This is a genomic window from Plesiocystis pacifica SIR-1 (assembly GCF_000170895.1).
Taxonomy (GTDB): domain Bacteria; phylum Myxococcota_A; class Polyangia; order Nannocystales; family Nannocystaceae; genus Plesiocystis; species Plesiocystis pacifica.
This window is the reverse complement of the sequence record NZ_ABCS01000204.1, coordinates 1-6,595: the sequence shown is the minus strand read 5'-3', so window position 1 is coordinate 6,595 and position 6,595 is coordinate 1. Positions and strand designations below refer to the sequence as shown.

Annotated in this window: 5 protein-coding genes; 3 read left to right on the top strand and 2 right to left on the bottom strand. The window is 71.0% G+C overall.

The genetic code is table 11. The features are described 5' to 3' along the window. Positions 1-158: 158 nt before the first annotated feature. Positions 159-3,557, bottom strand: coding sequence for an efflux RND transporter permease subunit (locus PPSIR1_RS40990; RefSeq protein ID WP_006977240.1), 3,399 nt, complete (start codon positions 3,555-3,557; stop codon positions 159-161). A gap of 3 nt (positions 3,558-3,560) precedes the next feature. After that, on the bottom strand, positions 3,561-4,811 hold the full coding sequence (locus PPSIR1_RS40985) for an efflux RND transporter periplasmic adaptor subunit (RefSeq protein WP_045117762.1): 1,251 nt from the start codon (positions 4,809-4,811) through the stop codon (positions 3,561-3,563). 59 nt (positions 4,812-4,870) lie between these two features. Between PPSIR1_RS40985 and PPSIR1_RS40980 the strand changes: the two genes are divergently transcribed. The 3 genes from PPSIR1_RS40980 to PPSIR1_RS40970 all read left to right on the top strand — a co-directional run. Continuing rightward, complete coding sequence (locus tag PPSIR1_RS40980; protein ID WP_006977238.1) at positions 4,871-5,161, top strand: DUF493 domain-containing protein; 291 nt, start codon at positions 4,871-4,873, stop codon at positions 5,159-5,161. Between the two features lie 112 nt (positions 5,162-5,273). Then, positions 5,274-5,900, top strand: coding sequence for a penicillin-binding protein activator LpoB (locus tag PPSIR1_RS40975; RefSeq protein ID WP_006977237.1), 627 nt, complete (start codon positions 5,274-5,276; stop codon positions 5,898-5,900). 11 nt (positions 5,901-5,911) lie between these two features. Continuing rightward, positions 5,912-6,595, top strand: a 684-nt coding sequence (locus tag PPSIR1_RS40970; protein ID WP_275935403.1) for a hypothetical protein, incomplete at its 3' end; no start/stop codon positions are given.

Genomic DNA, 6,595 nt, shown 5'->3' with positions numbered 1-6,595 from the left:
AGCACCGAGCCGCCTACAGCCTTGGAAGAGCAACGGATGTGGCTCGGCGCGAGCGCAGGAGTGGGGAGGGCGCCCGCCGAATAGGCCGCGGTGCACCGTCGAAGCCCCGACGTTCTCAGACCAACACCCCAAACGTCCACCTCGCCAACAGGAACCGCTCAGTCCCAGGCCGCTCGCCGCTTCCCCGGCACCAGCGCGTACGCGCAAGGAATCACGACCAGGGTCAACGCCGTCGCCGCCAACAGCCCCCCGATCACCGCGAGCGCCAGAGGCTGGCGCAGCGCCGCCCCCTCGCCCATCCCGATCGCCATCGGCATCAACCCGAGCACCGTCGTGGCCGTCGTCATCGCAATCGGCCGCGCCCGCACGGAGCCCGCCTCGATCAGCGCCTCGTCGACGCCCATCCCTCGCCCCCGCCGCTGGTTGACCGCGTTGATCAACACGATCGCGTTGTTGACCACGATGCCCCCAAGGATGATCGCCCCGATCCCGACCATCGCGGAGATCGGCGTCCCCGTGAGCTGGCAAGCGAGGACGACCCCGATGATCGCCAGCGGCACGGTGAACATGATCAAAAAAGGGTGGTGGAGGCTCTCGAAGCTCGAGGCCATGACCACGTAGACGAGGAAGATCGACAGCAAGGCCGTGAACGCGAGGCTCTGGAGCGAGTCGCCCATCTCGTTGGCCTGGCCCGCGACCTCGGCCTGGATCCAGTCGCTCCGGCCCACGCCGCTGCCCGAGCGCGCGAGCGCGTCGGCCTCTTCGTCGAGCACGGCCTGGACCTCGCTGGCGAGGGCCCCCAGGTCACCGACGCCGGCGCGGGCCCGGATCCGGAGGCCCCGGCGCCCGTCGATGCGACGGATCTCGGCCGGGCCGACGGTGGGCTCGACGGCGGCGACGGCCGTGAGCTGGACCGGGCGGGGCGGGGCGCTGGTGCCCGTGGTGGTCGGGGGGGTGACCAGGCCGACCTGGATGCGCGCGACGTCCTCGACGGAGGAGCGATCGACCTCGGGCAGGCGCACGCGGATGTCGAGCTGCTTGTCCGGGGCGTGGAGCTGGCCCGCGACCTCGCCCTGGATCGCGCGCTGGACCGCGGCGGCGGCCCCCTCGACGTCGAGGCCGGCCAGGCCCAGGCGCTCGCGGTCGAAGGCCACGCGCACCTCCGGCCGACCGCTCAGGTCGTCGGCGGCGACGTCCTCGAGGCCCTCGACCTCGCGCAGGCGCGGGAGCAGGCGGCGCGCGTGGGCGATGGCGAACTGGCTGTCCTCGGCGTAGACGCGGACCTCGATGGGCGCGTCGAAGGCCAGCAGCTCCGGACGGCCCAGGCGCAGGCGGTGCTCGAGGCCGTCGAGGCGGGTATTGGCCGCGCTCAGGGCCGCGTCGAAGAGCTCGGCCTCGATGGCCTCGAGGTCGCCCTCGGCGACGAGGGCCTCGGGGACCTTGAGGTTGATCTGCGCGAGGTGGGTGCCCGCCTGGCTGCCCGTGGCCGAGCCGCCCTGGGTCACGCTGCCGACCCGGGCGAAGATCAGCTCGACCCGCGGGTCGGCGGACAGCTCGTCGACGATGCCCCGGGTCAGCGCCGCGGTGCGCTCGAGGGAGGTCCCCTGGGGCAGCTCGATCTGCACGTAGACCTCGCCCTGGCGGACCTCGGGGAGCAAGGTCCGGCCGAGATCGCGGCCCGACCAGGTCACCCCGACGCACAGGCCGAGGGCGGCCAGGAGCACGAGGGAGCGGACCCGCAGCGCGCCGCGCAGGAGCTTGGGGTACTGGTCCTCGAGCAGCTCCCAACCCCGCGTCAGCGGCCAGGCGAGCTTTTCAAACAGCCAGCCCAAGCCCGCGACGAGGGCCCGGATCGGGACCCACAGCAGCGCCGGGATGGCGGTGAGGTAGGCGAGCAGGGAGCGCTTGGAGCGGCCCGAAGCCTCGCGCTCCCCTTCGTCTCCATCGCCCGCTTCGGCCTCCGCCTCGGCGTCCTCACCGAGGGCCTGGAGCACCGGCACGAGGGTCAGGCTCACGAGCATCGACGAGAGGATCGAGAAGCTGACGGCGTAGGCGAGGTCGCGGACGAGCTGCCCCGCGACGCCCTCGACGAAGGCCATGGGGAAGAACACGGCCACGGTCGTCAGCGTGGAGGCGACCACCGAGCTGGCGATCTCCACGGTCCCGCGGATCGCGGCCTGGGCCCGGGGCATGGCCGGATCCCCCTCGCGCTCCCGGGCGATGGCCTCGAGGGTGACGATGCTGTTGTCGACCAGCATGCCCACGCCCAGGGCCAGGCCGCCCAGGCTCATGAGGTTGAGGGACACGCCGAGGATGGTCAGGGGCACGAAGCTGACCAGCAGCGAGATCGGGATGGCGACGCCGATGACCAGGGTCGAGCGCAGATCACGGAGGAAAAACAGCAGCACCAGGATCGCCAGGCCGCCGCCGACGAGGGTGTTGAGCGCGACCTCGACGATCGCAGCGTCGATGAAGCGGGCCTGGTTGCTGAGCACGATCAGCTCGTGACCCGGGGGCAAGCTGCGCTCGAGGGCGGTCAGCCGGGCCTGCACGGTCTCGGCCACGCGCACGGTGTTCGCGTCGCCCTCGCGGTAGACGGCCAGCTCGATGACCTCGCGGGTCCCGGCGCCGCCGACCAGCGACAGCTCCTCGCGCTCCACCGCCGTCCGCTCGATGCGGGTCGCGAGGTCGCGCAGGCGCAGCTCCCCGCCCCCCCCAGACCCCGACGAGGTGGACGAGGTGCTCGAGCTCTGGCGAATGATGATCGCCCCGAGGTCCTCGGCGGTCTTGGCCTCATGGACCGTGCGGATGAGGTAGCGGTTGTTGTTGTCGGTCAGCCCGCCGCCGGGGCGGTTGACGTTGTCAGAGCCGATCGCGGTGACGACCTCGGAGGCGTCGATGCCGTAGGCGGCGAGGCGCTCGGGGTCGAGCTCGACGACGACCTCCTCCTCGTCGCCGCCGTGGAGCTGGACCGCGGCGACGCCGTCGAGCTTCTCGAGATCCTGCTTGACCTGCTTGTCGGCGACGTCGCGCAGGGCCCGAAAGTCGCTGGCCAGGAGCGGGCCGGCGTCCTCGCCTGCTCCGGGCACCAGGGCCAGACGCATGATCGGCTCTTGCGAGGGATCGTAGCGGAGCACGACCGGGCGCTCGGCGGTGGTCGGGAGCCGAACGCGGTCGAGCTTCTCGCGCACGTCGGCCATGGCGTCGTCGATGCGCGTGCCCCAAGCAAAATCCAGCACGACCTCGGAGCTGCCCTCGCGCGAGGCCGACTCCACGGCGACGACCCCCGGCACGCCGCCGACGAGCTCCTCGACCGGGCGGGTGACGAGCTCTTCGATCTCGGCCGGGGCCGCGTCGGCGAAGGTCGTCTGCACGGTGATGCTCGGATAGCTCAGGTCCGGGAGCAGCTCGACGGGCATGCGGGTGACCGCGACGAGGCCGAACAAGAGCAGGGCGACGGTCACCATGGTCACGGTCACCGGGCGAACGACCACCCCGGCGATCAGCCCCATGAGCGCGCCGCGGGTGGACGAGGCGAGGCCTTCGCGCGAGCCCAATACTCAGCGCCTCCTGCGCTTGCCGCCGAAGCCCGATTTGCGTCGGCCGCCCTTCTTGCCGCCCTCGCCCTCGCCCTCACCAAGCGGGCCGTCTTGCGCCGGCGGATCCTCGCCCACGCCCTTGACCGCCATGCCCTCGGTGATGCCCTCGGCGTCGACGAGCAGGCGCTCGGAGCCGTCGAGGCCCGAGAGGATCTGGGCGCGCTCGGTGCCCTCGAGGCCGACCTCCACGGCCACGCGCCGGGCCTTGCCCTCGCGCATGGCGTAGACGTAGCGCTGGCCCTCGAGCTCGAACACCGCCGCGCGCGGGACGGAGTGCTCGGCCTCGAGGCGCTCGAGCAAGATCCGCGCGCGCACGAAGGAGCCGGGCACGGCGAGCTCGGGGAAGTCTTCGGCGCGGACCAAAAACTCGACGGTGCCCGTGAGCGCGTCGACGATCGGCGCGCGGCGGACCACCTTGGCGGTGAAGGTGCTGCCGTCGACCAGCTCGACCTCGACCTCGGCGTCTTTTTTGACCCGGGCGGCCTCGCGCTCGGGCAGGTGCACGGTGAGCTCGAGGGCCGAGAGATCGGCGATCTCGCAGATGCTCGTGCCCGTGCTCGCCAGGTTGCCGACGTCGACGTCGCGGCGCACGACCACCCCGGAGAAGGGGGCCCGCACGGTCATCGTCGAGGCCTGGGTGCGCGAGAGCTTGGCGGCCGCCTTGGCCGTCTCGAGCTCGTAGCGGCGGGCGTCGATCTCCTCGGCCGCGATCGCCCCGGACCGCTCGAGCTGCTCGAGGCGCTCGACCTCGCGGGCGACGTTGCCGGCCGCAATCTTGTCGCGCCGGGCCTGGAGCGAGAGCTCCCGACCGTCGAGCCGGGCGAGGACCTGGCCCTCCTCGACGGTGTCGCCGACCTCGACGTCGAGGTCCTCGATGATGCCCGCGCGCACCGGTCGGATCTCGGCGCGGCGCAGGGCCTCGAGGGTCCCCGACGCTCGATGGTGACGCTCGATGGTCGCGGGCTCGGTGGTGGCCAGCTCGACGGCGAGGGCCTCGGCTCCACCGCCGCCGCCCTCGCCGTAGCCCCCTCGACCCTTGCCGCCCTTGCCCTTGCCGCCCTTGCCTCCGGGCCCCGCACCCTCGGCGCCGTTGCACCCGGACAGCGCGGTCACGGGCAACGCGAGGCCCACGCTCGCGACGGCGAGGCGACGCAAGAGCGCGCGACGGGTCCATCGCTGGCGATGATCGGGCGTCGAGTCAGAGGTCAACATGCTCGCTCGGGCGGGGCCCTCGGCTGTCGCTCGAGGCGTGCCAGTGGTAGGACACCGACATGGCACAGTCAACGCGCCGCGCCCCCGAGCGCGAGCTCATCGAGAGCCAGCACGAGTTTCCGGGGGAGTACCTGATCAAGGCCTTCGGGCCCGCGAGCGCGACCTTCCGAGAGGGAGCGGTCGCCGCCGCGCGGGGTGCGGTGGGGGACCGTGTGTCGGTGTCTGAGCGGCTGAGCAGCAAGGGGAATTCCGTGTGTGTGACCCTCGTGCTCCAGGCCCAAACGGTCGATGAAGTCATCGCTACCTACGAGCGTCTGCACGAGCTCTCCGAGCTGAAGCTGATTCTCTGAACCACCGCGCTCGTCACCAGTACTGCACCATGCAGTGAGAGTCTTCACGCAATCTCGCCCGCTCGGTCCTTCAAAGTCCCGGACAATCGAACCGGGAACCCCTCGAGTAACCATGCACAACGCTCGTCTGCTCCGGTCTTCGCTCTCTCTGCTCCTTCTCGCTGGTGTCGCTGGCGGCACGCTCGGCTGCAAGCCCAAGGCTGTCCGCGGTGGCCCGGGCACCGAGAACCCCAACCTCGACAAGGGCGCGATGAGCACCACCCTCGACCGCGAGGACATCAAGTACCTCGTCGATGAGAACCTCGCCGCGATGTTCAGCTCGCCCTTTTGGGGCCGCGACGTCCAGGGCGGGCCCGAGGCGCCGATCGTCGCCATCTGGCCGATCAAGAACTCCACCGACCAGCACATCGACGACCAGATGCTGACCCTGCTGTCCGAGATCGAGACGCAGATGATCAACTCCGGCGCCGTCAACGTGGTCAGCCGCGAGCGCCAGGCCGAGATGGTCGCCGAGGCGCAGCTGCAAAACTCCGACCTCTTCAACCCCGCGACCGCCGCCCAGCTCGGCGCGCAGCTCGGGGCCAAGTACTACATCACCGGCAAGATCACCTCGACGGACGAGCGCTTCGACAAGGAGCGCCGGGTGCAGTACTCGCTCTTCCTCCAGGTCATCGAGGTCGAGACCTCGATGATCAAGTTCCAGCACACCTCCGAGCGCAGCAAGGCCATCGTCCGCTGACCGGGGGTCCCGTGACCTGGCGCCCCAAACAGCTCGCCCGCCTCGCCCCGGCAGTGCACCGGGGCGGCCTCGCGCTGGGCCTCGTGTCCGCGCTCGCGGCCACGTCCTGCGCGACCTACTCGGACAAGACCTTCGAGATGCGCGAGGCCGTGGCGGCCGGGCGCTACGAGGACGGCCTCGACGAGATCAACCACTTCATCAAGGTCAAGGACGACCTCGACCTGCCGACGAAGTGGAAGAGCGAGACGGCCCTCGCCGTGCTCGAGCGCGCGACCATCCTCCACGCCATGCAGCGCTGGGAGGCCAGCGCGAGCAACTTCCAGGCCGCCGAGGAGCAGCTCGAGTTCCTCGACCTGGCCAGCAACGCCGACGAGATCGGCCGCTACGTGTTCTCCGACTCGGCGACCAAGTACCGGACCACGCCCACGGAGAAGCTGGCCCTCAACGCGATCAACCTGATCAACTACCTCGCCCGCGGTGACCTCAGCGGCGCGCGCGTGGAGTCCAAGCGCTTCACGGTGATGCGCAGCTACCTGCTCGACTACGACCCCGAGCACGCCCACGGGGCCTTCGGCTCTTACCTCGCGGGCTTCGTGGCCGAGCGCGAGGGCGAGGGCGACGTCGCCCTGCGCTACTACGACGAGGCCCTGCAAGAGCGAGAGCTGCCACGCTGCGCGACCGATCGTGCGCTGAGC